This is a genomic window from Streptomyces sp. NBC_01233, from assembly GCF_035989305.1.
In the GTDB taxonomy this organism is placed as follows: Bacteria; Actinomycetota; Actinomycetes; order Streptomycetales; family Streptomycetaceae; genus Streptomyces.
The window spans coordinates 4,972,734-4,996,631 of the sequence record NZ_CP108514.1 but is presented as its reverse complement, the minus strand read 5'-3'; the positions used below and the strand labels follow the sequence as shown (position 1 = coordinate 4,996,631).

The 23,898-nt window shown below is 71.7% G+C and carries 24 protein-coding genes and 2 pseudogenes; 16 read left to right on the top strand and 10 right to left on the bottom strand.

Annotated elements, in window-relative coordinates:
• Window positions 1–28: 28 nt before the first annotated feature.
• Window positions 29–1,090 carry an IS630 family transposase gene (locus OG332_RS23650; RefSeq protein WP_327411887.1) on the bottom strand — a complete coding sequence of 354 codons (1,062 nt, stop codon included), beginning with the start codon at window positions 1,088–1,090 and terminating at the stop codon, window positions 29–31.
• 65 nt (window positions 1,091–1,155) lie between these two features.
• On the opposite strand from OG332_RS23650, the gene OG332_RS23645 reads away from it, so the two are divergent.
• The 3 genes from OG332_RS23645 (at window position 1,156) to OG332_RS23635 (ending at window position 3,757) form a co-directional block, all read left to right on the top strand.
• Window positions 1,156–1,482, top strand: a complete 327-nt coding sequence (locus OG332_RS23645; protein WP_327411886.1) for a hypothetical protein — start codon at window positions 1,156–1,158, stop codon at window positions 1,480–1,482.
• A 312-nt stretch (window positions 1,483–1,794) separates the two neighbouring features.
• Entirely contained in the window at window positions 1,795–3,351 is a 1,557-nt protein-coding gene (locus tag OG332_RS23640; protein ID WP_327415345.1) for a serine/threonine-protein kinase, read from the top strand.
• 82 nt (window positions 3,352–3,433) lie between these two features.
• Entirely contained in the window at window positions 3,434–3,757 is a 324-nt protein-coding gene (locus OG332_RS23635) for a nuclear transport factor 2 family protein (protein ID WP_327415344.1), read from the top strand.
• Window positions 3,758–3,762: 5 nt separating this feature from the next.
• Here OG332_RS23635 and OG332_RS23630 read toward each other — a convergent pair whose 3' ends face one another.
• On the bottom strand, window positions 3,763–4,095 hold the full coding sequence (locus OG332_RS23630) for a hypothetical protein (RefSeq protein WP_327415343.1): 333 nt from the start codon (window positions 4,093–4,095) through the stop codon (window positions 3,763–3,765).
• A gap of 150 nt (window positions 4,096–4,245) precedes the next feature.
• Between OG332_RS23630 and OG332_RS23625 the strand changes: the two genes are divergently transcribed.
• From OG332_RS23625 to OG332_RS23610, 4 genes are all read left to right on the top strand, one after another.
• Complete coding sequence (locus tag OG332_RS23625) at window positions 4,246–4,374, top strand: hypothetical protein (RefSeq protein WP_327415342.1); 129 nt, start codon at window positions 4,246–4,248, stop codon at window positions 4,372–4,374.
• A 78-nt stretch (window positions 4,375–4,452) separates the two neighbouring features.
• A complete protein-coding gene (locus OG332_RS23620) occupies window positions 4,453–5,334 on the top strand; it encodes a hypothetical protein (RefSeq protein WP_327415341.1) in 882 nt (293 codons plus the stop codon).
• Window positions 5,335–5,438: 104 nt separating this feature from the next.
• Window positions 5,439–5,813 carry a hypothetical protein gene (locus tag OG332_RS23615; RefSeq protein WP_327415340.1) on the top strand — a complete coding sequence of 125 codons (375 nt, stop codon included), beginning with the start codon at window positions 5,439–5,441 and terminating at the stop codon, window positions 5,811–5,813.
• Window positions 5,810–6,139 (top strand): hypothetical protein, encoded by a 330-nt coding sequence (locus OG332_RS23610; RefSeq protein ID WP_327415339.1) that lies wholly within the window; start codon window positions 5,810–5,812, stop codon window positions 6,137–6,139. The genes OG332_RS23615 and OG332_RS23610 overlap by 4 nt, the downstream gene beginning before the upstream one ends.
• A 349-nt stretch (window positions 6,140–6,488) precedes the next feature.
• Here OG332_RS23610 and OG332_RS23605 read toward each other — a convergent pair whose 3' ends face one another.
• The 4 genes and pseudogenes from OG332_RS23605 to OG332_RS23585 all read right to left on the bottom strand — a co-directional run bounded on the left by OG332_RS23605 (window position 6,489) and on the right by OG332_RS23585 (window position 10,072).
• On the bottom strand, window positions 6,489–7,628 hold the full coding sequence (locus tag OG332_RS23605) for a site-specific integrase (protein ID WP_327415338.1): 1,140 nt from the start codon (window positions 7,626–7,628) through the stop codon (window positions 6,489–6,491).
• A 170-nt stretch (window positions 7,629–7,798) separates the two neighbouring features.
• Window positions 7,799–8,131, bottom strand: coding sequence for a helix-turn-helix domain-containing protein (locus OG332_RS23600; RefSeq protein ID WP_327415337.1), 333 nt, complete (start codon window positions 8,129–8,131; stop codon window positions 7,799–7,801).
• On the bottom strand, window positions 8,128–9,153 hold the full coding sequence (locus tag OG332_RS23595) for a tyrosine-type recombinase/integrase (protein ID WP_327415336.1): 1,026 nt from the start codon (window positions 9,151–9,153) through the stop codon (window positions 8,128–8,130). The genes OG332_RS23600 and OG332_RS23595 overlap by 4 nt, the downstream gene beginning before the upstream one ends.
• A 441-nt stretch (window positions 9,154–9,594) precedes the next feature.
• Window positions 9,595–10,072, bottom strand: a pseudogene (locus tag OG332_RS23585) (HIT family protein).
• Window positions 10,073–10,266: 194 nt separating this feature from the next.
• Between OG332_RS23585 and OG332_RS23580 the strand changes: the two are divergent.
• From OG332_RS23580 to OG332_RS23550, 7 genes and pseudogenes are all read left to right on the top strand, one after another.
• Window positions 10,267–11,289, top strand: a complete 1,023-nt coding sequence (locus tag OG332_RS23580) for an alpha/beta hydrolase (protein WP_327415335.1) — start codon at window positions 10,267–10,269, stop codon at window positions 11,287–11,289.
• A complete protein-coding gene (locus OG332_RS23575; RefSeq protein ID WP_327415334.1) occupies window positions 11,282–12,478 on the top strand; it encodes an acyltransferase family protein in 1,197 nt (398 codons plus the stop codon). Before OG332_RS23580 ends, OG332_RS23575 begins: the two co-directional genes overlap by 8 nt.
• Before the next feature lie 10 nt (window positions 12,479–12,488).
• Window positions 12,489–13,823, top strand: a complete 1,335-nt coding sequence (locus tag OG332_RS23570) for a sensor histidine kinase (RefSeq protein WP_327415333.1) — start codon at window positions 12,489–12,491, stop codon at window positions 13,821–13,823.
• Entirely contained in the window at window positions 13,820–14,491 is a 672-nt protein-coding gene (locus tag OG332_RS23565; RefSeq protein WP_327415332.1) for a response regulator transcription factor, read from the top strand. Before OG332_RS23570 ends, OG332_RS23565 begins: the two co-directional genes overlap by 4 nt.
• 106 nt (window positions 14,492–14,597) lie before the next feature.
• The gene (locus OG332_RS23560) at window positions 14,598–15,935 is read left to right on the top strand and encodes a sensor histidine kinase (RefSeq protein ID WP_327415331.1); all 1,338 of its coding nucleotides are present in this window, start codon (window positions 14,598–14,600) and stop codon (window positions 15,933–15,935) included.
• Entirely contained in the window at window positions 15,932–16,591 is a 660-nt protein-coding gene (locus OG332_RS23555) for a response regulator transcription factor (protein WP_327415330.1), read from the top strand. The genes OG332_RS23560 and OG332_RS23555 overlap by 4 nt, the downstream gene beginning before the upstream one ends.
• Window positions 16,592–16,644: 53 nt before the next feature.
• A pseudogene (locus OG332_RS23550) lies at window positions 16,645–17,859 on the top strand (cytochrome P450).
• A 9-nt stretch (window positions 17,860–17,868) separates the two neighbouring features.
• Here the strand turns inward: OG332_RS23550 and OG332_RS23545 are convergent.
• Together OG332_RS23545 and OG332_RS23540 are read right to left on the bottom strand one after the other, a co-directional pair.
• Window positions 17,869–19,473, bottom strand: a complete 1,605-nt coding sequence (locus OG332_RS23545; protein WP_327415329.1) for an ABC transporter permease — start codon at window positions 19,471–19,473, stop codon at window positions 17,869–17,871.
• Window positions 19,470–20,366 (bottom strand): ABC transporter ATP-binding protein, encoded by an 897-nt coding sequence (locus OG332_RS23540; RefSeq protein ID WP_327415328.1) that lies wholly within the window; start codon window positions 20,364–20,366, stop codon window positions 19,470–19,472. The genes OG332_RS23545 and OG332_RS23540 overlap by 4 nt, the downstream gene beginning before the upstream one ends.
• Before the next feature lie 84 nt (window positions 20,367–20,450).
• Here OG332_RS23540 and OG332_RS23535 point away from each other — a divergent pair, with 84 nt between their 5' ends.
• Entirely contained in the window at window positions 20,451–20,975 is a 525-nt protein-coding gene (locus OG332_RS23535) for a GbsR/MarR family transcriptional regulator (RefSeq protein ID WP_327419353.1), read from the top strand.
• Here the strand turns inward: OG332_RS23535 and OG332_RS23530 are convergent.
• A complete protein-coding gene (locus tag OG332_RS23530; RefSeq protein ID WP_327415327.1) occupies window positions 20,972–21,523 on the bottom strand; it encodes a hypothetical protein in 552 nt (183 codons plus the stop codon). The two genes, OG332_RS23535 and OG332_RS23530, sit on opposite strands and share 4 nt — an antisense overlap.
• Complete coding sequence (locus tag OG332_RS23525) at window positions 21,520–22,362, bottom strand: diacylglycerol kinase (RefSeq protein WP_327419352.1); 843 nt, start codon at window positions 22,360–22,362, stop codon at window positions 21,520–21,522. The genes OG332_RS23530 and OG332_RS23525 overlap by 4 nt, the downstream gene beginning before the upstream one ends.
• A 182-nt stretch (window positions 22,363–22,544) precedes the next feature.
• Here OG332_RS23525 and OG332_RS23520 point away from each other — a divergent pair, with 182 nt between their 5' ends.
• Window positions 22,545–23,828, top strand: a complete 1,284-nt coding sequence (locus tag OG332_RS23520) for an adenylosuccinate synthase (RefSeq protein WP_327415326.1) — start codon at window positions 22,545–22,547, stop codon at window positions 23,826–23,828.
• Window positions 23,829–23,898 lie beyond the last annotated feature (70 nt).

Sequence of the window (23,898 nt, the reverse complement as noted above, 5' to 3'; positions counted from 1 at the left end):
TCCGCGGAAGTTCGTGGAGGGGTGTTGATCAGGCCGCCTTGAGTGGGGTGCCCTCGTAGGTCCAGCGGTAAGGCTTGGCCGTGTCGTTGTGCTTGATCACGTAGGTCTCCAGCTTGTTGATCAGGTCGTCGCGGCTGGCGAAGTCGCCGTTCCGCAGGACCCGGCGGGTCAGGGCGGAGAAGAACAGCTCGGCCTGGTTGAGCCAGGAGGCGTGCGGTGGGGTCCAGTGAACGTGCCAGCGCGGATGCGCGGCCAGCCATGCCTTGGTGTGCTTGGCGGTGTGGGAGGAGCCGTTGTCGAGCACTACGTGGATCTCCTTGTCGGGGGCAATGGCCCGGTCCAGCTGGTCCAGGAACGCGGTGAAGGTCGCCGCGTCATTGCGGGCGATCACCTCGGTGAGCACTTCGCCACTGGTCACCTCCAAGGCGGCGACCAGGGAAGCGGTGCCGTGGCGCCGGTACTCGAACTCCTGGCGGGCGAACTCGCCAGGAGCGGCGGGGCGCCCGGGATACCGGCGCGAGCGGGCGGCGATCGCGGTCTTCTCGTCGATCGAGAGCACCACCACGCCCTCGGGCGGGTCGAGGTAGAGGGCGCACACGTCCGCCGCGCGTTCCCAGAAGTCGGGGGTGTCGCGGCGGGTGAGCCAGCCGCGGACCTTGTGCGGCTTCAGGTCCAGGTCCGCCAGGATCCGCCCGACCTGCGACGCGGAGACCGGCGCGAAGCAGGTGCCCGCAATCTGTGCGGCGATGGTCCGGTGCGACCAGGTCGCCTCCGGGTGCGGCGGAGCACTGGTCGCCGTGGCCACGATCGCCACCCGCACGTGGGGCCCGTAGATCTTCGGCCGTCCGGACCGCCCGGCGTCCCGCAGCCCGTCCAGCCCGCTGGCGGCGAACCGGCCCCGCCACTTGCGTACCGTGTTCACGCTGACCTCCAGCTCCCGCGCTATCGCGCCGTTGGCTCGCCCGTCCGCCGCCGCGAGCACGATCTTGGCCCGCAGCGCTGCCCGCACCTGCGACTTCGGCGAGCAGACCGTTCGTGCCAGCCGCTCACGAACCTCCGGCCCGAGCACCACCGCAACCGCCGTCCCCACCCGTCCTTCACACTGCACGGCAGACGATCATGGCGGACCGGTGCCACACCCGGCAGGATGGGCCCGTGCCGAAGAACCCCCCGGAATCGATGCAGCACCACCTGCGCCAGCGCCTGAACACCCACGCCCAGGCCCGCTGGCCGCAGCTGGCCCGGGTCCACGTCCGCTTCCGCGCCGGATTCGCCTGCGTAGCAGCCGAGCTGAAGGACGGGGAGGAACTACCCCTGTGCCGCCTGCGCTTCACCGGCGTCCTGCACACCTGGGGCTTCGCCCTCTACCTCGCCAGCCGCGGCGGATACCAGGACAACTACCTGCCCACAGGGTTGCCCATCGGCAGTCCCGAAGACTGCCTCGACTGCGCCGGCGGCCTTTACCTCGACACCCCCGCCTGACCGACCCCAACACCCCTCCACGAACTTCCGCGGAGCAGCACTAGGGCCCGGAATCCAAGCCGGAGCCCCGCTCTTCCAACCCCGCCACACCATCCAGCGCCGCCGCGGGCAAAACCAGCCCCGCCGGCGTTTGAGGCGCGGGGCGCGGGGCGGAGCCCCGATCTTTGAGCCCAGCCGGCTGAGGCGCGGGCCGCGGCGCCGGGGCGGACCCCAGAGGCGGCGGCGCCGCGCCGGGAGCAACCGCCCGGCACGCCCAACCGTCCTTCCCTGCGGAGCCGTTCGGCCAGTGCTCGGCACGGGAGGGACCCCGGCATGGAACATCTGCATCCGCACGATCCCCACCACATCGGCCCCTACCGCCTGCTCTCCCGCCTGGGCGCCGGCGGCATGGGCCAGGTCTACCTCGCCCGCTCCGACCGCGGCCGCACCGTCGCCGTGAAACTGGTCCACCACGACCTCGCCACCCGCGAGGAGTTCCGCATCCGCTTCCGCCACGAGGTCGCCGCCGCCAGGCGGGTCGGTGGCGAATGGACCGCCCCGGTCCTCGACGCCGACACCGAGGCCGCGACCCCCTGGGTGGCCACCGGTTACGTCGCCGGGCCGAGCCTGCGCGCGGTCGTGGCCCGCGACTTCGGCCCGCTGCCCGGCCGTTCCGTACGGATCCTGGCCGCGGGCCTCGCGTACGCCCTCCAGGACATCCACCGGGCCGGCATCGTCCACCGCGACCTGAAACCCTCGAACGTCCTGATCACCCTCGACGGCCCGCGCGTCATCGACTTCGGCATCGCCCGCGCCCCGGCGGAGCCCGGCGACGAGGCCGGCGGCGGCCTGACCCGCGTCGGCGAACTCATCGACTCCCCCGGTTTCATGGCGCCCGAACAGATCCGCGGCGAGCCCGTGACCGCCGCCTGCGACATCTTCTGCCTCGGCGTGGTCCTGGTGTACGCGGCCACCGGCCGGCTGCCCTTCGGCGACGCGGAGCAGCCCGGCGGCCTGGCGGGACTCCTGCTCCGCAGCACGGAGTCGCAGCCGGACCTGGCCGGCGTACCGACCGAGCTGCACGACCTCGTACGGGACTGCCTGCACCGGGATCCCGCCGCGCGGCCGGGGCCGGCCGAGGTGCTGGCGCGGGTCGGCGCGGGTGACACCGTGGCCGACGGGAGGGCCCTGGAGCCCTGGCTTCCGGCCCCCCTGGTGGCCCGGCTCGGGCGGCACGCCGTACGGCTGCTGGACCGCGAGGACGCCGGTCCGGACCGGCCGCCCGCCGCCGCCCCTGCGCCGATGCCCATGCCGTCCGCGTACTCCTCGTACGCACCGGCGGGGGCGGAGCCGGCGTCCCGCCCCCGGACCGCCTCGACCGCCCTGCTCCTGGCGGTGGCCACGGTCGTCGCCGCCCTGTCCGCAGGCACGGTGTACGCGGTGATGAGCGGGGCAGAGGATCCCCGACCGCCCGTCGCCGGCACCCGTACGCCGCCCGCGCCGTTGCCCGCGTCCCCCTCCGGCTCCACATCCACTTCCGCTTCCGGCTCCGGCTCCGTCGCCTCGGCCGCCGGACTGCCCGAGGCGTACCTCGGGACCTGGCACGCCACCCACGGCAGCCAGACCTGGCGGCTCACCCTCACCCGCGGCGCGGTCGGCGACCCGGTGATGTCCCTCGCCGTCGAGGCCCCCGGCCTCGCCTGCGCCTGGACTGCGCCCCTGCGCCACGCCCCTGATCCCGTGGAGCTCGACGCCTCCACCGTCACCTCCGGCACCCCGACGACCTGCACCCCGGGCGGCTGGAGCCGGCTCCGGCTGCTGCCCGACGGGACCCTGCGGCGGGAGCTGGTGGGCAGCGACAACCCACCGCTCGGTTACCGCAGGCAGTGACGGAACAGCCGATTGTGTCGAGGTCAATAAGCCTGCAAGCAAAGCTTGTTGCGCATAACGGGGCTGTCGGACACTGCGGCGCATGGAGCCGTTGACGGTAGTGGCACAACTGTGGGAGCGGATCGAGGCACGCGACTGGGACGGTGTGGCCGGACTCATCGCCGAGGACGCGGTCATCGAATGGCCCGTGAGCGGTGAACGCATCGTGGGGCGCGCCAACTTCATAGCCGTGAACAGCGACGACGGCTACGCGGACGAGAGGTCGGTGGAACTGCTGCGGATCCTGGCCGACGGCGACCTCGTCGTCAACGAGGTGGAGATACCTCAGGACCACGAAGTTCGTGGGTTCAAGATTTCTGAGGGTTCTTCGGCGAGAACCCTGGGTTGTTACTGTCGTCTGCCATGAGAACGTCAGTGGGTTCTGCCACTGGACGTCAGTGGTTCTGCCATGAGACGTGTCAGTAGCCAGAGGTGTGGTCGGGCTCGGTGGCCCGGAGACCGTACTGAACGTCGGGGGGCCAGGGTGGCAGCGTCGTCGCCGACGCGGATCAGGAGCCCGGCGTCGATGAGCCCGACGACGGTGGAGCCTTCGATGCCGGTGTAGAGAACCTCACCGTCGCGGCACGCCTCGTAGAGCACGCGGGCGTCGGCCTCGCTGAGGACATCGCGTTGGAGCGGCCGGCGGTCGGGGTCTTCGGGGCGGCGCCACAGGTCGGTGTGGTCGACGGGATGGAGCCGGTTCATCTGCCGGTCGGTGAGAACGTCCAGGCACGGGCTGGCTTTGTACGCGAGAACGGGTTTCTGGCGTACAAAGCCACACGGGCCGAGCGTGAAGTCGGCGGGGGCGGCCCGGCGCAGGGCGTAGGGGCCGCCGAGCTTGGGGTGGGCCCAGGCGTGTTCGAGGGCGTCGACGGTGCGGTCGGTGTCCCAGCCGATGGACTCGGCGAGGAAGTCCGTGCTGAGCGGGCGACCGGCATGGGCGAGGAGGACGTCGCGCGGAGAGGTCTGTACGACGGCACCTGATGTGCGGTCAAACTCCGTCCGCGAGAATCGACTCCGCCACTACGATGGAGGCGTAGTAACACACGGGGGGCGGATTAGATGTCTGACAACTGGGATGAAGCGCGAGCCGGTTGGGACGCCGCGGTCCGCGCGGCCGACGCCACGGGGCGGCGCCGTTCCTCGTCGGGTGAGTTCCAAGCGGGCAGGGCTGGGCCGGGGCTCGTCCGGCACACCCTCGCGTTCACAGGTGAGTCCGGCGCGGGTAAGACGATGCTGTTCGGGGCGCTGTCCGAAGGCGGCGCCCGGCTGGGCGGCCAGGAGACGACGAAGAGCCTCACCGCGGAGTTAGGACACCGCAGCCTCATCCTCGGGTCTCTGCGCATCCGGGTGTCCGCGCTGGTGGTGCCGGGTCAGGTGGCACAGGAGCGCGACCGCGCCATGAACCGGATCCTGAGCGAGCACACGTCGCCAAAGGGCATCGTCCATGTTGTCTGCTGGGGACACAACAAGGTCTGGAACCGCTCGAATCAGAACGTGCTGGAGAGGGCGGCACGTGACAGCTCCGGTGCCCTCACCCCGGAAAGCATCCGCGCCTGGCACCTGGAGAAAGAACTCGCCGACTTCGAGCAGCTGTGTGACCGCATCAACGAAACACGCGCGGCGGAGCGGAGCCTGCGCTGGTTGGTCGTCGCGGTGTCCAAGGCCGACCTGTACTGGGACCGCATCGAAGAGGTCCGGGACTACTACATTCCCGGCTCGGATGCCTCGACGCAGCCGCCCGCCGGGGAGTCCGGCTTCTGCACGGCGTTGCGGGACCTGGCCGACCAGACCGGCATACAGATCGCCGTGGTCCCAATCAGCTCGCAGCTACTGCGGCACACCTTCAGCGACTCCCTTCGCCCAGAGTTCAGCCAGCTCGACAGCACAGGAGTGGGGGCGCTACTGGGACACTTCTACCGAACGCTGAAGGAGTTGCTGTGACGTGGCTGTTCCGAGGTGGGCGGAAGGAGAACAGCGAAGTCCCAGCCCCTGCGACGAACTCTTCCTCCGGTAGGCGCACAGCCGATTCAGGTCAGGACTTCGAGATGTTGCTCCAACAGGCAGAGGCACTGTTGGACGCCCTGGGCCGCGGCCTTCGTCGCCGGTTGATGCTGCGCGGTTTCCAGGGCGTGGTCGCGCTGGCCCCGGTGCTGACGCTCCTCGCCGCTGGCGCACCGCTCGCCGTCGTAGTCGCCCTGGTGTCGGCGGCGGTCCTCGTCCTGCTGACGGAGGTGCACGCGGTACGTCCGGCCGCCCGGAGGCGCGACCAGCAACAGACGGAGATCACCGAGCTGGTGGACGAGTTGAGAGAAGTGCTCGTCCACCTGTCGAAGAAGGAGCACTGGCCGACGCACCGGGTGCAAGACGCCCGTGGCCGCTTGACCCGGTTCTCCGTCGAAGAACGAGGAGGCCTTTGGTGAACCACCTGTTGTCGCTGGTGCGGCGGTGGCTGCTGTTCACGGCCATTGCCGGGATAGCCAGCCTCATCCTGCCGCAGATCGGCGTGGTGATCGCCCGAAACCCCTCGTACGAGACGGCACTCAACAGCAGCTGGGACGCCGCAGCCGCGGCCTCCGGCCTGCTGGCGTTCGGTGCCCTGGAGATGTACTGGGGCTCCTGGCTGTGCTTCACCGTGCCCGGTGGCATGGTGGACAACAACCTCGTCAAGGGCTCGGTGAGCCTGGTGACTGGGGTGACCCTCATAGCTGTCGCAGTCGTCGTGCTGACCACCTTGGTGCTTCCGTAGAGCTTTCCCGGTGCCAGTCCTCGCACGGACACCTCCTCGCCCCATCCCCAGTTGCCGACCCCGATCCGTTGTCCCCAGGCCCGCAGCAGTGCCGACCGCGCGGAAACCGTGTGCGGCTGGCACCCGCACGGGGTGCTAGCCGTCGTCCCACACGGTCAGGGCGGATCAGGCGACCAGCTCCGGCTTGCCCTCCATGGTCCGCTGCGGGCCCCGCCTGCCGTCCTGCATCATCACGGTGGCCAGCAGCGCCGCCGCCAGGACTCTAACCGCGCTCAGTAGTGACCTCAACGGCAACGGCTGGTAGATCGGCGCGGCACGCCCGACCTGGCGTTCTCGTGGCAGACGACAGTTACCGCTGGCTGCGAGGGGGTCGGTCCTTGGGTTCGGCTTCGTGGTTGGCGGGGGTGAGGAGGCGGCGGGCGAGGGTTGCGTACTTCACGGCGGTCGTCTCGGAGAGGTTGAAGATCGCGGTCAGGCGCAGAGGGTCGGCTCCGGTGGCGAGGGCCTCGCCCAGGACACGGTCGACGCGAACACGGTCCAGGCTGACGCCGTGCAGCGTGAGCTGCCGCTTGAGGAAGTAGGCGCTGACCGGGTCGGTGCCGTTGGCGGTCTGTCGGGAGACCAGAACGTGCCGGTTGAGGGTGCGGGGCCAGCGGGTTTGCCGCTCGGCGAGCCAGGTCCGGAGTGCGGCGCGGGTGAGGTCACCCATCGGCTGGAGATTGCCGTCGATGGTGATGCGGTCCTGGTGGAAGTCCAGGTCGTCCAGCAGGAGAGCCCGGATCGCCTCGCCTCGGGCGGCGTGGACGGCGGCCAGGGCGACGGCCAAGCAGGCGGCCGGCGCCTGGGCGATCGTCTGGATGCGACTGATCCCGTCGTCGCTCATCGGCATGACCGGGCCCGGCGGGCGGCGGCCGACACGGATGCCCCGCAGGGGGTTGATGAAGATCCGCCTGTTCCTCTTGGCGTAGCGGAAGAGGGACCGCAGGGACGCGAGGGCTGCGGTGTACTGGCTGCCGCGGAGGTCGGCGATCGCGTCGGTGACGTCCTGGCGGGTGATCTCCCGCAGTTGGGTCCGGTGCTCGGCCCATTTCTCCACGATGGGGCGGACGGAGCCGAAGTAGGAGTGCAGGGTGCCCAGGGCCCGGGGCCGGGTGCGGGCGTCGCCGTCCAGAAGCCACAGCAGCCAGCCCCGAACGTCCGCAGCGAAGCCGTCGGGTAGTTCGGCGGTGCGGCGCTCGATCCACTCCCGGGCGGCCGATGCACGGTCCTCGTCCAGCAGGTCCAGAGCGGCGAGGATCTCGGCGGTGCGGCGCATCGGCAGGTTCGTCCCGGCGAGTTGCTGGCGCAGTGCAGTGTGGCTGATGCGCCCGCCATCCGGCAGGCCGGTCAGGAGGCGGCCCAGGGCCTTGTGGACCTGGCGGTGCAAGTAGACCGTCCAGCCCCGCTCTTCACCGAGCCTGATGGCGTACTTCCGGGCAGTGCCCAACACCCCCTCCCCTGTGGGCCTGGGGATCTTCAACTCGGTCGGGCGTTGCTGGGACCGAGACCTCCCGGGGTGGCGCTGCCGGTAGGCCCGGCTCCTGCACGCTCCCAAACAGTAGACGCGCTGGCGTCTGGGTCCGGGGCGGACCGGGACCGGCTCCGCGCAGACCGGGCAGGTCATCGCGGCGGCAGGGATCGGGCGCCGCGCGAGCGCGGGACGACTGCCGGGGACGGCGCCGAGTGTCCGGCGGCCTTGCCGACCGGCGTCTCGGTCGCCGTGCTGCGGGTGACGTTCTCCGGCTCGGGGGTCATGATCTCGGTGATCTCGCAGCCCAGGGCCACGCAGATGACTTCGAGGTCGGACAGTTTGATGCTGGCCGGGGTGCTCGACCACAAGCCGGACATCTTTCCCGCGCTGATCACCAGGCCGTGTTCGGCGAGGAGTCGCTGAATCTCGCTCGCCTTCCAGATCCCGCGGTGGGCCGCGGCCAGTCGCAGGTTCCACTTCATCGGGTCAGTCCCTTCCACCGGGACTCGGCGCGCTGGTGGGCGGCCGTCCAGGTGTCTTCGATGTGCGTGCGGTGCACGTGGATGTAGCGCATCGTCGTGGCGATCCAGGTGTGTCCCAACAACTCCTGCACAGCGATCAGATCCATCCCGGACAGGTAGAGCTGGGAGGCACAAAAGTGCCGCAGGACGTGCGGAGTGAGCTTCCCGGCCCAGGCCGGAAGATGGCGGGCGGTCGCTTCTGCCAGCGCGGTGCGGAACACCTCGGCGCCCGCGCGGCCGGAGCCCGTGCGCCGCTCGGACGGGAACAGCGCCGCCCCCGGAATCATGGGGTCGGCACCGAACTGGCCCCAGACGTCCTCGACGTACCAACGTAGGCTGCGGTCCGCGCTGTTGATCAGTGGCACCATCCGCTGCTTCGGGCCAGAACGGCGTGAGCCCTTGCCGAAGCGCACGTTCAGCTTCCCGAACCGCCCCAGGTCCCAGCGGACATCGTCTAGGTCGAGCATCCGGGCCTCGTTGATCCGCAGCCCGACATCGGCGGACAGGCGGGCAACGGTGTAGTTGCGGGCGACGGGAGCGAACTTGCGGCAGGTCGCGAGATCGTCGCGCCACCCGGTGAAGAGCTGCTCGATCTCATCGCCGCTGGGCGGAATCCGCAGCTGCGGCGTGACGGTCGCCCGCGGGCGGCTCATCTCGTCGAGCGGGCACTCCACCAGCCGCCCCGTCAGCTGGTGGAGTGCCGCGCGGTGCCGCATCTCCAGGAAGTCGAAGAAGACACTGATGGCTCCGGCCCGGCCCGCCCGGAGCGAGGGGGACGCGGCGCGAATCACCTTGCCGAAATACGCGTCGGCGTCTGGAGGCTCCATCTCCCACAGCGGCCGGCCAAACCAGTCGCGCACCTTCTCCAGGTGCCCGATGTCACCCTGGACCGTCCCGTCGGTCAGACCGGCTGACGCACGAGCCAGGACGAAGCCCGCCAACACGTCGGTCTCGAAGTCCTCCAGCTCCTCCGGTGTCGGCACACCGCGCGCCTGCCGGAGGGCTTGGACAACAGCTAGGGCCAACCTGCACCTCCCCCACTTCAGCGCCGCTGAACGACGGCACGAGGGAATGAAACAGCTTCATGAATCCCGAAGAGCCCTCATCCGGCCCACCTCCACACGATCGGGTGAGGAACACCCTGGCCAGCCCCTGGAGCAACACCTCCGGGAGGAGTACCCCGGGAACGAACATCAGGCTTGTTGCACAGTCGTCTACCGGGCCGTCTCCCTGTGGACCGTGCGCGACGGCGAGATCGTGGAGGCGAGGGAGTACTGGACCAGCCCCGGCCAGGACCCCGCGCCACGCTGGCGGGCGGGCTACGTCGAACCCCTGGCCGCCGACTGAGCGCCCCTTTCACCGGTGCGGGCGAGGGGTGAGGGGTGTGGGGTGAGCGGTTAGGGGTGACTGGTGAAGGGAAGCCCTCAGGCCTCTCCCAGCCGGTCCAGCTCCGCCCCGATGGCAGCCCGCAGGACGTCGTGGCGGGGGCCCAGCTCGTGCTGTTCGCCGCGCCAGCACTCCCCCTCGTACAGCCACACGGGCAGCCGGACGCGGTCGGCGGGCTCCCAGTCGTAGCGGGGCCAGATGTGGGCGTGGAGATACGGGTCGGTGTTGCCGAGGATCTCGATGTTCACGCGGCGGAAGGCCGGGTCGAGCCGCGCGCAGGCCCGCTCGACGGCCTCGGCGAGCCGCTCCAGGTCGCCGAGGTACGCGGCCCTGCGCGCCCGGGGCAGGTCGGAGAGCCGGGTCACGGCCGGGTCGTCGGTCAGGAGCACCGAGTACCCGGGCAGGAACTGCCGGTCGCCGATGACGGCGAAGCCGGAGTCGAGGCGGCGCAGGACGGTGGGGTTCGCCCCCCCGGTGCGCGCTGCCGATGCGGTCGTTTCGCCAGTCGTTGTCGATCACGCCTGAACCCTAACGGTACGCCTTTTCACGGGTGTTCGCCGTTCTCCATGGCTCTCAAGTAGCCCCTGTCATACCTGAGAGCTACGTGCGGAGACGGCTCCCCAGCGGGACGCCGACCACGGGCTTGGATTTCTAACTTCGGTAGCAGAGAAGAGCGCTGACGGCTCTTCCGGACGACCGGGGGGCACACCATGGCGACGGGGACTGCGGACACTGCGGGTACGACCGGGGTGGCGGGGACGGCTCTCGCCACCGGGGCGGCCGGGGCGGGGGCCTCGGGCGGCCGGATGCGCCGCACCCTGCTGGCCGCCCTGGTCGCGGCGGCCGTGGTGTTCCCCGTATCCGCGGCCGCCTCCGCCGATGCCCCCGCCCCCGCGCCCGCCTCGTTCGCGCAGGACGCCGCGCCCCGGATCCGGTACGCCGCCAACCGCGCCAATCTCGCCGAGGCGGCCCGTATGGCCCAGGAAGGCGACCGCACCGGGCGGGCAGCCAGGCTTCGCGCCATGGACGCGGCCGGAGCCACACAGTTCCTCGCCTTCGACGGGCGCGGCAAGGGCCGGGCGGTCGAGGTGTTCGGCGAGCTGGAGACCGCAGACCGGGTCACCGTCCTCGTGCCCGGCTCCGACACCACGCTCGACACCTACGAAAGGTTCCGTGCCGGGGCCGTCGCCCTCCAGCAGCGCCTCCAGGCCGAGCATCCGCGCTCCGCCGTGGTCGCCTGGCTCGGGTACGACACCCCCGGCACGGTCAGCACCACCGTCCTGACCGCCGCCCGCGCCGACGTGGCCGCGACCGAACTGGCGCCCTTCCTCGACCGGTTGGCAGATCTGGCGGCTCCGGGCGCCCGGCTCTCCCTGCTCTGCCACTCCTACGGTTCCGTGGTCTGCGCCCGGACCTCGACCGGGCCCGCGGTCGGCGACATGGCTCTCTTCGGCAGTCCGGGCACGGGGGCCGCGGCCGCCCGGGGCCTTCCGACCGGCGCCCGGGTCTGGGCCGGGCGGGGCAGCGGCGACTGGGTGGGGCACGTCCCGCACGTCCGGCTCGGCGGGCTCGGCTTCGGCACCGACCCCGTCGACCCCGCCTTCGGAGCACGGGCCTTCACCGCCGGCGCCGCCGGCCACAGCGACTACCTCAAGCCGGGCACCGAGTCCCTGGAGAGCCTGGCCGCCATCGCCCTCGGCACCACCCCCGCCTCGGAGGCACCCCATGCATAAGCTCCGCGCCCGCTGGTCCGCCCTCGCCACGGGCATCGACGCGGCCACCCCGGCCGGCCGGGACCGGAGCGTGGACGCGCTGCGCGCCTTCGCGATCCTCGGTGTGGTCCTCGGGCATTGGCTGGTCACCGCCCTCACCGCCACCGACGGCCGGCTGAGCACCACCAGCCCGCTGGCGCACATGCCCTGGCTGGCACCGGTCTCCTGGGTGTTCCAGACCCTGGCCGTCTTCTTCCTCGTCGGGGGCCACGTCGCCGCCCGCGGGTACGCCGCGGCGCGCGAGCGGCAGGTCTCGTACGGCACGTGGGTCGGGCAGCGGCTGGGCCGGCTGTTCCGGCCGGTCGCCGCGGTGCTCGTCCTGTGGACCGTCGTGGCGGGCGGGATGCTGGTCGGCGGGGCGGAGCTGGACACCGTCCAGACGCTGGTCAAGCTGGTGTTGTCACCGCTGTGGTTCCTGTTGGTGTTCGCCGTGCTGACCGCCGCGACCCCGCTCGTGGCCCGGATCAACCCGCTGTGGCCGCTGGCCGTGGTGGCCGGCGTCGACGTGTGGCGCTTCGGCCTCGGCGGGCCGGAGTGGATCGGCTGGGTCAATGTGGCCGCCGGCTGGCTCGTCCCCTTCACCCTGGGCGCCGCCTGGTCCCGCGGGGCGTTCGCCCGGCGCCGGGCAGCGCTGCTCCTGCTCGGGGCGGGGACCGTGGGCACGGTCGCGCTGGTCCTGTGGGGCGGGTACCCGGCGTCCATGGTGGGCGTCCCCGGAGCCGCGGTGTCGAATCTGAACCCGCCGACGCTCGCCGCGGCCGCGTTCGGACTGGCCCAGTGCGGGCTGGCCCTGCTGGTGCGCGAACCTCTGGCCCGGGCGATGCGTCGGCCTTCGGCCTGGGCGAAGGTGGCCCTGGTGAACCTCTCCGCCATGACGGTCTTCCTGTGGCACCAGACCGCCATGATGGCCGTCACCGCTCTCGGGCTGCTGCTGTCGGCCGATCTGCCCGGTCTGCACACCGTGCCCGACTCGGTGGACTGGATAGCAGCCCGGCTGCTGTGGCTGCCGGTGTTCGCCGCCGCCCTGACGGTGTGTTGGGCAGCGTTCCGCGCGTACGAGCGGGGCGGCCGTCCGAAGCCGGAGGGCCCCACTCGCGTCGTCGGCTCCCACCGGGCGACGGCCCCCGACAAGGAAATCACCCATGCCTAGGCTTGAGCCCGTGATCAATCCGAGCGAGTCCCCGGTACCCGACGCCCGCAGAATCCGTAGCGGCCGTACCGCACCGCGCGGCCTGGCCCGGGAGCTGTTCACCCTGAGGCGGGACCCCCTCCCGAAGATGTCCCGGCCGCGCTGGCTGGCCTGGCTGCCGCATGTGGTCCTCGGCTACGCGGCCATTCCCTGCGGCGTCCTGACGGGAATGCAGCTGAACGACCACTACGGGGTCTTCGGCGCCGCCGTGCTGGGGCTGTCGCTGCTGACGTCCGCGTCCGTCCTGCTCAGCATGTTCCGGCCGATCGCCGCCTGGTGGCTCGGCCTCGTCACGACGGCTCTCATCGCCTGGGTCATCCACGACCACGTCGGTCCGGGACAGTCCTGGCACTGGACGGCCGCCGGGCCGTTCACGTTCGCGCCCCTCATCCTGATGGTCGCCCTGCGGGTGCCGCCCCGGGTGACCGTCTGGGTCATCGGCATCACGCTCGCCCTCTCCGGACTGGCCGACGCCGTCCTCAGACCGCCCCAGAGCCAGACGATCACCGCCGGCGTGGCCATCCTCTTCGCGTTCGTGGGAATCCTCGGCTACGCGCTCCGCGCGACGCGCCTGGCCCGCGGCAAACTCGTCGAGCAGGAGTCGCTCACCGAGGAGGAGCGGGCCCGGCGCACGCTGCTGGAGGAGCGCAGCCGGATAGCCCGCGAGCTGCACGACGTGGTCGCGCACCACATGTCGGTGATCTCCATCCAGGCGCAGGTCGCCCCGCACCTCGTGGAGAACCCGTCCGAGGAGCTCAAGGAGAACCTGGCGGGCATCCGGGAGAACGCGTTGGAGGCCCTGACCGAGCTGCGACGCGTCCTGGGAGTGCTGCGCTCCGAGAACCCCGACGATCCGGCGAACCCGCACCATCCGCAGCCGACCCTCGCCGAGCTGGACGGCCTCGTCGACAACGTCCGGGGGGCCGGGCTGGACGTCACCACCGCGATCGCCGGGATACGCCGGCCGCTGACGCCCGGCGTTGAGCTCACCGCGTACCGGATCGTGCAGGAGGCACTGAGCAACTGCCTGCGGCATGCGCCCGGTTCGCAGGTGGAGGTCGGCATCGCGTACGGGCCGCGCGAGCTGCACCTGTGCATCGCCAACACCGTGCCGGCCCGCCCCGCCCCGCCCTCCCAAGGGGCGGGGCACGGGCTGCTGGGGATGCGCGAGCGGGCAGGCATGCTGGGAGGCGAACTGGCCGCCGGCCCGCGCCCCGACGGCGGGTACGAGGTCAGCGCCGTACTGCCGATGGACCCTCAGGACCCGCCCGCCGGCACCGCCCCCGAGACGAAGAAGGCCCCATGAGCACCCCGATCAAGGTGTTGATCGCCGACGACCAGATGATGGTGCGGCAGGGCTTCACCGTGCTTCTCAACGCGCAGCCCGACATAGAGGTCGTGGGACAGGCGGTGGACGGGGCCGACGCCGTGGCGAAGGTCGCCGAGCTGGCCCCGGACGTGGTGCTGATGGACATCCGCATGCCGGGGATGGGTGGCATCGAGGCCACGTCCGTCATCACCGGGGTTCCCGATGCCACCGTGAAGGTGCTGGTGCTGACCACCTTCGATCTCGACGAGTACGTGTACGAGGCGCTGCGGGCCGGGGCCTCCGGGTTCCTGCTCAAGGACGCCTCGGCCGACCAGCTCGCCGAGGCGGTGAGGGTGGTGGCGGCCGGCGAGGCGCTGCTCTCGCCGAACATCACGAAGCGGCTGATCACGGAGTTCTCCCGGATGGGGGCGCCGCGGGCGCCGTCGCGGGCCCGGATCGACGAACTGACCGAGCGGGAGACCGAGGTGCTGTCGCTCGTGGCGCAGGGCCTGTCGAATGCGGAGATCGCGGCCCACCTGACGGTGGCCGAGCAGACGGTGAAGACGCATGTCGGACGGATCCTGGTGAAGCTGGGCCTGCGGGACCGCACGCAGGCGGCGGTGTTCGCGTACGAGACGGGGCTGGTCCGGCCGGCCGGATACTGAGGCGGCCCGGGAGGTCCTCGCGGCCCTCGTAGTACTTGAGGGGGATGCCGGGATATCCCCTTCAACGGCGACGCGGACGACGGGCGCGCCACCCTACGGTGGGGGTATGACCGAGACGACCACCGGGGGGACAGCCCGGCCACCTGAGTTCCGACTCGCTTCGGGCCTGTTCCGGAGCCTCCGCGACGACCTGATCACCGATGCGTTCGCCTTCCGGCCGCTGCCTCCGATCCGCACGGACGGGCGGCTCGCCCGGTTGGTTCCGCGGGCGCTGCGCCCCAGGGCGGCGTTCCTGCCGCATTCCGTGGTGGTCCTGCTGTCCCTGGTCACGGTGCTCGTCACCGTCGTCAACAACAGGACGCTCCATTCCGGGCTGTCGCTGCTGATGGGGCTGATGGCCGCGACGCCGGTGCTGATGACGCTGGTGCGGCCGGTGGGGGCCGTGTGGGTGCTGCTCGGCGTGACCCTCCCGCTGGCCATGGTGGAGAGCACGAGCACGAGCATGACCTGGCCGTGGTCTCCGGGCACGTTCTTCGCCCACCTCGTCGTGGTCACCATCGTGGCGTTGCGGAGCCGGCCACGGGTGGCCGGGTGGTTGTGGCTGATCACCGTGGCGATCGGGTCGTTGCTGCCCTCGGCGATAGGCCGGCCCCTCGAGCCCGGACCGATGGCCTTCCTGTGCGCGGTCTCCCTCCTCGCGGTCACCGTCCGCAACACCCGCAAGGAGGCGCAGCAGGAGGTCACGGCGCAGCAGGAGGTCACGGCCGTCGAGCGGGACAAGCGGACGCTGCTGGAGGAGCGGACGACGATCGCGCGGGAGCTGCACGACGTGGTGGCGCACCACATGTCGGTGGTGGCGATCCAGGCGGAGGCCGCGCCGTACCGGGTGAAGAACCCGCCGCCGGAGCTGGAGGCGGCGTTCGTCACCATCCGGGAGAACGCGGTGGCGGCCCTGACGGAGCTGCGGCGGGTGCTGGGTGTGGTGCGCTCCTCCGACTACGAGGCTCCGGACGCCCCGCAGCCGACGCTGGCCTCGCTGGACGTGCTGCTGGCCAACGTGCGGGAGGCCGGGCTGAACGTGGAGAAGACGATCACGGGCGCGGTGCGGGAGCTGCCGCAGGGCGTGGAGCTGTCGGCGTACCGGATCATCCAGGAGGCCCTGAGCAACACGCTGCGGCACGCGCCGGGAGCGGCGGCCGAGGTGGAGGTCTCGTACGTGCTGGGTGGTCTGGGGATACAGATCGTCAATCAGGCGGCGACCGCGGATGCGCGGCCTTCGGCGGGGGCCGGGCACGGGATCACCGGAATGCGGGAGCGGGTGGCCATGCTGGAGGGGGAGATGACCGCCGGACAGACGGCCGCCGGCGGGTACGAGGTGGCGGTGTTCATACCGGTGCGCAATCGCCAGGAGCCGGATCCGGTGCTGGAGGCGGAGACCATATGACGATCAGAGTGCTGATCGTCGACGACCAGATGATGGTGCGGGAGGGGTTCTCCGTCCTGCTGAACGCCATGGACGGCATCGAGGTGGTGGGCGAGGCGGTCGATGGCCGGGAGGCCATCGCGCAGGTGGCGGCGCTGCGGCCGGATGTGGTGCTGATGGACATCCGGATGCCGCAGATGAACGGGCTGGAGGCGACGCGGGAGATCGTCGCCGCGGACACGGACGCGAAGGTGCTGGTCCTGACGACCTTCGACCTCGACGAGTACGTGTACCAGGCGCTGCGGGCCGGGGCCTCCGGGTTCCTGCTCAAGGACGCGTCGGCCCGTCAGCTGGCGGACGGGGTCCGGGTGGTGGCGGCCGGGGAGGCCCTCTTGGCGCCTTCGGTGACCAAGCGGCTGATCGCGGAGTTCTCGAAGATCTCCGAGACGCGCAAGCTCGCGGATCCGGCGGGAGTGGGTGAGCTGACGGAGCGGGAGACGGAGGTGCTGGTGCTGATCGCTCAGGGGCTGTCCAATGCGGAGATAGCGGCCCAACTGATCGTCGCGGAGTCCACGATCAAGACCCATGTGAGCCGGATCCTGGTGAAGCTGGGCCTGCGCGACCGCACGCAGGCAGCGGTGTTCGCCTACGAGACCCGGTTGGTGACACCGGGGTAGGGCCTGATCCGGAAGGCAGGCCCTGGGGTGCGGAGAAGGCCTAGGGTGCGGGGATGGGCTTTGATCCGTGGGATGCCGCGTTCGTCGCCGATCCGTATCCGGCGTACCGGGAGTTGCGGGAGCAGGGGCGGGCCGTGTGGTGGGAGGCCACCGGGCAGTGGCTGGTGCCGCATTACGCCGATGTGAGCGCGCTGCTGCGGGACCGGCGGCTTGGGCGGACCTACCTGCACCGGTTCTCGCACGAGGAGTTCGGGCGCGAGGCGCCGCCGCCGGAGCACGAGCCCTTCCACGTGCTCAACGGCAACGGCCTACTGGACCTGGAGGATCCCGCGCACGCGCGGGTGCGCAGGCTGGTGGCGAAGGCCTTCACCCCCCGCACGGTGGAGCGGCTCGTGCCCGCCGTGCAGCGGCTGGCCCGCGGGCTGGTGGAGCAGCTGCTCGCGGAGGGGGGCGGGGATCTGCTCGCGACCGTCGCCGAACCGCTGCCAGTGGCCGTGATCGCGGAGCTGCTGGGCGTGCCGGAGTCGGACCGGGGCCTCCTGCGGCCGTGGTCGGCGGACATCTGCGGGATGTTCGAGCTCCGGCCGGACGAGGAGACGGCGCGGCGCGCGGTGCGGGCGAGCGTCGAGTTCAGCACCTACCTGCGGGGGCTGATCGCCGAGCGCCGCACCCGCCCCGGCGAGGATCTGATCTCCGGCCTGATCGCCGCCCACGACGAGGAGGGCCGGCTCGGCGAGCAGGAGATGATCTCCACCTGTGTGCTCCTGCTGAATGCCGGACACGAGGCCACCGTCAACACCACCGTGAACGGGTGGTGAGCGCTCTTCCGCAACCCCGCGCAGCTCGCCGCGCTCCGCGGAAGCCGCGATCCCGAAAAGTTGTCCACAGCTGTGGATGAACTCATGCGGTACGACACTCCCCTGCAGATGTTCGAGCGCTGGGTGCTCGACGACATCCGGATCGGGGACACCGAGATCCCGCGCGGAGCCGAGGTCGCGCTGCTCTTCGGGTCCGCGAACCGGGACCCCGCGCGCTTCGAGGAGCCCGACGCGCTGGACCTCGTACGGGCCGACAATCCGCACCTGAGCTTCGGGGCGGGCATCCACTACTGCCTGGGGGCTCCGCTGGCGCGGCGGGAGCTGGAGGCCTCGTTCGGGGCGCTGCTGGCGGACGGAGTCCCGCCACTGCGGCTCGTCGAGGAGCCGCGGTGGCGGGACGGGTACGTCATCCGGGGGCTGGAGCGGCTGCTCGTGGAGTTCCAGCCCTGAGAGCGCCGCTCATGCGGTCATGTCGCGGCGGCGCAGGGCTGCGAGGCCGGCTGCGGTCAGGGCCGCCGCCAGGGCGGTCAGGGTCAGCAGCGGGGACCAGGCCCATGCCTGCGCGCCCGGGAGCTTGGGCAGGTGGGCGAAGGGCGAGAGGTCCAGGACGGCCTGCGGGAGGTTCAGCGCCGGGCCGACCCAGCCCAGGGCCAGCGCGGTCCCGGCCACCGCCCAGGCGGCCGTCGCGTACCTGGGGGCCGCGCCGTACAGCAGCGCCGCCAGCGCCCCGATCAGCCACACCGCCGGGAGCTGCGCGAGCGTGGCGCCGATCGCCGCCCCCACCTCGCGGCCGTGCCCGATGCCGAGGCCCAGCCCCGCCAGCAGCAGGATCAGCGCCGAGCCGCCGAAGGCCACGGCCAGGTGGCCGCCGGCCCAGCGCAGCCGGCCGACCGCGTTCGCGAGCAGCGGCTCCGCGCGCTGCCCCGCCTCCTCACCGGCCTGGCGCAGCACCGACGAGACCACGTACAGGGCGGCGATCAGGCCGAACATCCCGGCCAGGGTGGCGAGGAAGGCGTCGGTGAGCCCGCTCTGACCGCCCATCCGCTCGATGATCTCGCGGGTCTTCTCGTTGCCGCCGACCAGGTCCGCGGCGCCGTCCGCCATCCCGCCGAAGACGACACCGGCGAGCAGGAATCCGGCGCTCCAGCCGGCCACGCTGCCGCGCTGCAGCCGCCAGGCCAGCGCGCCCGCCGTGCCCAGGCGCCCCTCGGCCGGCCCCGGCCGGGACGGCAGGAAGCTCATGCCCAGGTCACGCCGTCCGGCGAGGGCGTACGCCGCGCCCGCCTGCACTGCGACGGCGGCGGCGAACAGGAGGAGCACCCACCAGCGTTCGGCGGCGAAGGCCCGTACGTTCTCGACCCAGCCGAGCGGCGAGGCCCAGGTCAGGGCCGAACTCCCGCCCCCTGGGCCTCCGGCCCGGGAGGTACCCCCGGCAGACCCGGAGTCGCCCGCGGCCTTCAGGACGAAGGCTGCGCCGAGCGCCGCGGCCGCGATCCCCTTGGCGGCGCGGGCGCTCTCGGTGAGCTGGGCGGCGATGGCCGCCAGGGAGGCGAAGAACATGCCGCTGCCGGCCATGGCCAGGCCCAGGGCGAGCGCTCCCGGCGCGCCCTGCCCCGCGAGGCCGCCCGCGACGAGCAGGGCGACGCACGCGTTGGCCACGAGGGCGGCCAGCAGAGCGGCCGTCAGCGGGGCGCGCCGCCCCACCACCCCGGCGGAGAGCAGTTCCTGACGGCCCGTTTCCTCCTCCTCGCGGGTGTGCCGGATGACGATGACCAGGCTCATCACGGCCGCGAGCACGGCGCCGTAGACGCCGGCCCGCCAGGCGGTCAGGCCACCGAGGGAGTCGCTGAAGACGGGCCCGTACAGGGCGCGCATCGAGCTGTTGGCGTTCATCGAGGCGGCGGTCCGGGCGCGTTCGGCCGCGGTGCCGTACACGCCGGCCAGCGAGCCGGGCATGCTCACGACCAGGAGCGAGGTGACCAGGATCCAGACCGGCATCGTCACGCGGTCGCGGCGCAGGGCCAGCCGGAGCAGGGCGCCGGTGCCCGCCAGTCGTCGCTTCATCGGCCGTTCGCCTCGCCCGTGTAGTGGCGCAGGAAGAGCTCTTCGAGGGTGGGCGGTGTCGAGGTCAGCGACCGCACCCCCGATGCGGCGAGGGAGCGCAGTACGGCGTCCAGCCGGTCGGTGTCGGCCTGCAGCCGGACCTTGAGGCCCTGCACCTCCACGTCGTGGACACCCGGCAGGTGGGCGATCCCGTTCGGCGGTCCGGCGAGCTCGGCGCTGATCGACGTGCGGGTGAGGTGGCGGAGTTCGGCGAGGGTGCCCGTCTCCACGGTGCGGCCCTTGCGGATGATGCTGACCCGGTCGCAGAGGGCCTCGACCTCGCTCAGGATGTGCGAGCTGAGCAGGATGGTGCGTCCGGCCGCGCGGGCCTCGGCGACGCAGCTCTGGAAGACCTCCTCCATCAGCGGGTCGAGGCCGGAGGTGGGCTCGTCGAGGATGAGCAGTTCGACGTCGGAGGCGAAGGCGGCGACGAGCGCGACCTTCTGCCGGTTGCCCTTGGAGTACGTGCGCCCCTTCTTGGTGGGGTCGAGCTCGAAGCGCTCGAGGAGCTCGGCGCGGCGGGCCCGGTCGAGGCCGCCGCGCAGCCGCCCGTAGAGGTCGATGACCTCGCCGCCGGAGAGGTTGCGCCACAGGGTGACGTCTCCGGGGACGTAGGCGACCCGGCGGTGCAGGGAGACCGCGTCGGCCCACGGGTCGCCGCCGAGCAGTTCGGTGGCGCCGGAGTCGGCGCGCAGCAGGCCCAGCAGGACCCGGATGGTGGTGGACTTGCCGGCTCCGTTGGGGCCGAGGAAGCCGTGGACCTCGCCAGTGGTGACCGAGAGGTCGAGTCCGTCCAGTGCGCGGGTGCGGCCGAACGCCTTGTGGAGCCCGGCGACGCTGATTGCCTTCGTCATACTTCCGAACGTACGCGACTTTCACAAAATTGTGAAGATTGGGAATCTCAAGAATCGCGTAAAGTCGAGCAGGTGGCGGACGACATGGTGGACACGGGCTTGGACGCGGGCACGGACGAGCGGGACCGGCTGGACGAGAGGGACGGCGAAGCGGTCTCGCGCTTCGTGGAGCGGTTCGCCGCGCAGCTCACCGACGCGGGTATGCAGCGGATGGCCGCGCGGGTCTTCGCGCAGCTGCTGGCGAGCGACGGGGGCGCGATGACCTCGGCCGAGCTGGGCGAGGCGCTGCAGATCAGCCCGGCGGCGGTGTCGGGGGCCGTGTCCTACCTGACCCAGGTCAACATGGTCAGCCGCGAACGCGAGCCGGGCTCACGGCGCGACCGGTACGTCCTGCACAACGAGCTCTGGTACGAGACCTTCACCCGGCGCGACCAGGTCCTGAGCCTGTGGGAGAAGACCCTGCGCGAGGGCGCCGCCACCCTCGGCACCGGCTCGCCGGCCGGCGAGCGGGTCGCGGAGACGGCGGCCTTCTTCGAGTTCCTGCAGGGCGAGACGCTGGCCATGATGGACCGCTGGCGGGACCACCGGAAGAAGCTGGGCCTCGGCTAGCGCGACCCCGGCGCGGCGCGGCGGACGGGCCGGACGCGGCGCGCGGGCCGGGCCCGGCCCAGACCGCCGGCGTACGGGGCCCACAGCACTCCGCCCACAACCGGGTCCCCCGCGAGCTGCACCACCTGCACCGCCGGCACCACCGGCAGCACATCCCCCGACGCGGCCGGCGGGGACGGCGAGGACGGCGCGCCCGGCGCCGTACGGGGCCACGGGCGCGGCGGCAGCACCCGCCGGCCCAGCAGGCCCAGGGTCAGCGCGTGCCGTCCGTCCGCCAGGACCAGCACCGGCGGGCGCCATCGCCCCCGGACCACCACGGCCTCGTACGGGGTCCAGCGCACCGCCGGGTCCCGCAGCGCGCGCCGGGCCCGCCGGACGGCGTACAGCTCCCGCGCCCCCAGCACCACCGGGCTCAGCAGCACCACCAGCACCAGCGGCCGGGTGAGCACGGCCGCGACCACCGCCGGCCACCAGAACACCGGCAGCAGGCAGAGCAGCAGCCCGTCCCGACGCCAGTCGCCCAGCGCATCGTCCACCGCCTCCGTCACCGGGGCAGCGTGAGCGTCCATGCCCCGGGCCGCAGGGTCCACGTACGGCGGCGGACCGGCCCGGTCATCGCCGCGTCGGCCCGGTAGCGGAAGTCCGCGCCCGACACCGTCACCGTCTTGGCCCGGGCCGTCACCGTGGAGCCCGCCGGGCCGCCACTCGTGCGGACCACGACCTCGGCCGGACCTCCGTCGTCGCACGTGCGCACCGAGACGTCCTCCACGGGCTGGTCCACGTCCGCCAACAGCACCCCGTCGGCCTCGACCCGCAGCCGGTGGTGACCACCGCTCCCGCCCGCGCCACCGCCGACGTCCGCCGCCACCGGGCGGACCAGCGTCCGGACCAGCGAGCGGTACGCGCTCCACACCGACGGCCCGGCCGGCCGCGGAATCCCCCGCACCGGCGGGATCCGCAGCGCACCCAGCACCACCCCGTCGCTGTCGTCGACCAGCAGGTCGCACATCCGCGCCGCCCCGTCGAGCACCGCCCGGGCCGCGGAAACGGCCGAAAGCGGAACCCCGAGGGAACCCGCCAGACCGAGGGACCCCACAGGCCCCACCGGGACCAGCGCCAGGGCGCCCTCGCCCAGCGCCCGCTCCCGGTACAGCAGCCCCACGGCCCGGACCAGGGCCCGGTCGTCGCCCACGATCACCGGCTGCCGATGACCGCGGCGGGCAAGAGCCCGCGCAAATTCCTCCTGTGAATCCGGGAGGCAGATTTTCGCTGCCGCGCCCGCTGACAACACATCCTTCGCAATCCGCACGGACTCGCCGTCAAGACGGCGGGCGACCGGGTCGACGAGCACGAGCAGGCCGCCTACCGGCGCGCCCGCTTGGCTCATGGTGGGCTCTGGAGCCGACACCTCGGTCCTTCCTCGGGTAGCATCTTTGTGCAAGAGGCCCTTGCGCTATTGCGCCAGGGCCTTCGTCTATTCCGGGGTACCGGTCCGACGGCTCAGTCTGCGTACATCGTCGTACGCCCCCCTGACCTTGGACATGCCCCATCCGGAAGAGGTGTACGCCTGTGCCCGCTCTTGTGCTGCTCGGAGCTCAGTGGGGTGACGAGGGCAAGGGAAAGGCCACCGACCTGCTCGGTGGATCCGTTGACTATGTAGTGCGCTACCAGGGTGGCAACAACGCCGGCCACACGGTCGTCGTAGGCGACCAGAAGTACGCGCTGCACCTTCTCCCCTCCGGCATCCTCTCCCCCGGATGCACCCCGGTCATCGGTAACGGCGTCGTCGTCGACCCGGCCGTCCTGCTCTCCGAGCTGCGCGGCCTGAACGAGCGCGGCATCGACACCTCCAAGCTGCTCCTCAGCGGCAACGCGCACCTGATCACGCCGTACAACGTCACCCTCGACAAGGTCGGCGAGCGCTTCCTCGGCAAGCGCAAGATCGGTACCACCGGTCGCGGCATCGGCCCGACGTACGCGGACAAGATCAACCGCATCGGCATCCGGGTCCAGGACCTCTACGACGAGTCGATCCTCACCCAGAAGGTCGAAGCGGCGCTGGAGGGCAAGAACCAGCTCCTGGCGAAGCTCTACAACCGCCGGGCGATCGACGCCGCGCAGATCGTCGAAGAGATGCTCCAGTACGCGGAGCAGATCAAGCCGTACGTCGCCGACACCACCCTGATCCTCAACAACGCGCTGGACGAGGACAAGGTCGTGCTCTTCGAGGGCGGTCAGGGCACCCTGCTCGACGTCGACCACGGCACCTACCCCTTCGTCACCTCGTCGAACCCGACCGCGGGCGGCGCCTGCACCGGCACCGGCGTGGGCCCGACGAAGATCAGCCGCGTCATCGGCATCCTCAAGGCCTACACGACCCGCGTCGGCGCGGGCCCGTTCCCGACCGAGCTGTTCGACCAGGACGGCGAGGACCTGCGCCGCATCGGCGGCGAGCGCGGTGTGACCACCGGCCGTGACCGTCGCTGCGGCTGGTTCGACGCGCCGATCGCACGGTACGCCACCCGGGTGAACGGCCTCACCGACTTCTTCCTCACCAAGCTGGACGTGCTGACCGGCTGGGAGCAGATCCCGGTGTGCGTCGCGTACGAGATCGACGGCAAGCGCGTCGAGGAGCTCCCCTACTCGCAGAGCGACTTCCACCACGCGAAGCCGATCTACGAATACCTCCCCGGCTGGTCCGAGGACATCACCAAGGCCAAGACCTTCGAGGACCTGCCGGCGAACGCGCAGGCGTACGTCAAGGCCCTGGAGGAGATGTCGGGCGCCCCGATCTCCGCGATCGGCGTCGGCCCCGGCCGCACCGAGACGATCGAGATCAACTCCTTCCTGTAAGCAGGAGAGGCACCACCGGAAGGGCGGAACGCGCGTACGGCGTCCCGCCCTTCGGGCTGTCCGGGGCGGG